Source organism: Streptomyces marokkonensis (genome assembly GCF_039539045.1).
Classification (GTDB): domain Bacteria; phylum Actinomycetota; class Actinomycetes; order Streptomycetales; family Streptomycetaceae; genus Streptomyces; species Streptomyces marokkonensis.
Window position 1 is genome coordinate 1 of record NZ_BAABCQ010000369.1, and the last position, 1,531, is coordinate 1,531.

Here is a 1,531-nt window from a genome sequence, read left to right on the forward strand (position 1 = left end):
CACGTTATCGATGAAAGGAAATCCAGTGGCACAGAAGGTTCAGGTCCTTCTTGTCGACGACCTCGACGGCGGCGAGGCAGACGAGACCGTGACGTTCGCGCTGGACGGCAAGACCTACGAGATCGATCTCACCACCGCCAATGCGGACAAGCTCCGTGGGCTTCTCGATCCCTACCTGAAGGGCGGTCGTCGTACCGGGGGCCGCGCTTCGGGCGGACGCGGCAAGGCGCGCGCTTCTTCCGGTGGCAGCCAGGACACCGCGGCGATCCGCGCCTGGGCGAAGGAGAACGGCTGGGACGTGAACGACCGCGGCCGTGTTCCCGCGAAGGTTCGCGAGGCGTACGAGCAGGCCAACGGCTGATCACCCGCACCGGACCCGCGCCACAGCCCCCCTCCCGGACGATCTCAACGCGTCGCCGGGGAGAACCGGGGGGATCGGGACAACCGGGAAGGCGGGGAGAGCCGGACCCGGTGGCACTGAGTCGCCAGTGTGCGGACCAGTCGCGCGAGATCGGGGGCGGTTCCGGCGTCCCCCGTGGCCGACAGTGTCGGCAGCGAGGACTCGACCCCGCACCCCGGCTCTGGGGGGCGCAGCCAGACAGCGGCCCCCTGCGGGCCGTCGCGACCCGGGGGGCGCGGCGGCAGCCCGGTCGAGCCGGGCCCGGGAGTCGTGGGCGCCTCCATGAGGTCGCCCGCACCGACCGCCGTCAGGTCGAGCGGCAGCGAGCCCCATTCCAGCCACTCCAGCAGCCCGGGCAGTTCGTCCGCACCACCCGCCGCCACGAGCAGCAGCATCCGCTCGCCCCGGACGGCCACCGGAAAACCGGGCCGCAGCGGGGCAGGACCGGACCGCCCCAGCCGCTCCAGCGCCGCGTGGCCGGCCTCGGCCGGGACGTCCAGGACGTCGAACCGGACACCTACGCGGAGCCGCACCGGCACCCCGGGCACCGTCGGCCAGCCGAGCAGGTCCTCGTACCACCACCGCACCCGCTCCCACGAGCACGAGCACGAGCAGGAGCACGGGGATGGCCACGAGCAGGAGCACGGGGACGGCCACGAGCACGAGCAGGAGGACCAGCCGCCCGCTTCGAGCGGCCGACGGGGGAACGGGACCGAGGGCGGGGCGGCAGCCATGCCAGGCGCAACAGTCGCGAGAGCGCCGGAGTTACGCTGTGCATCGAGATGAGCACTCGGAGTGCCGGGAATGGGGGCGTGCGGGGGTGCGGGGAGGCGCAAGGTTGTTCGCCCGTAGCGGAGGGAACCGGGGTACGCGGCATGGAGTGTCAGTCCCAGCGGGTAAGACATCCCTAGTGAGAGGGGGCGACACGCAGATCGGGCCGCCTCACGTTCGCCATCGGCGTACTGGTGAGTGGGGTAAGTGCTTGGCCTGCGGGAACATCGTCTCGCACCATCGGGTTGTGGCAGATGTCGGCGTCAGGGGTCAGGAGGCCATCGACGGTGTCGGCAGTTGGAATGAGCGGTCCCCGCTTGCGGGACTAAGCTGCGGAAGGACAGGGAGGGGAACTTCCCC

The 1,531-nt window shown here is 71.3% G+C and carries 2 protein-coding genes; one reads left to right on the plus strand and one right to left on the minus strand.

The window, feature by feature from the left end; genetic code table 11:
• Positions 1-25: 25 nt before the first annotated feature.
• Positions 26-361, plus strand: coding sequence for a histone-like nucleoid-structuring protein Lsr2 (locus ABEA26_RS35915; RefSeq protein WP_279564292.1), 336 nt, complete (start codon positions 26-28; stop codon positions 359-361).
• Positions 362-405: 44 nt separating this feature from the next.
• On the opposite strand, the gene ABEA26_RS35920 is transcribed toward ABEA26_RS35915, so the two are convergent.
• Positions 406-1,134 (minus strand): SCO3374 family protein, encoded by a 729-nt coding sequence (locus ABEA26_RS35920; protein WP_345598265.1) that lies wholly within the window; start codon positions 1,132-1,134, stop codon positions 406-408.
• Positions 1,135-1,531 lie beyond the last annotated feature (397 nt).

Bases quoted from the DNA above. Each gene is read 5' to 3' on its own strand.
- ABEA26_RS35920 (WP_345598265.1), bottom strand. From the start codon at position 1,134: ATGGCTGCCGCCCCGCCCTCGGTCCCGTTCCCCCGTCGGCCGCTCGAA.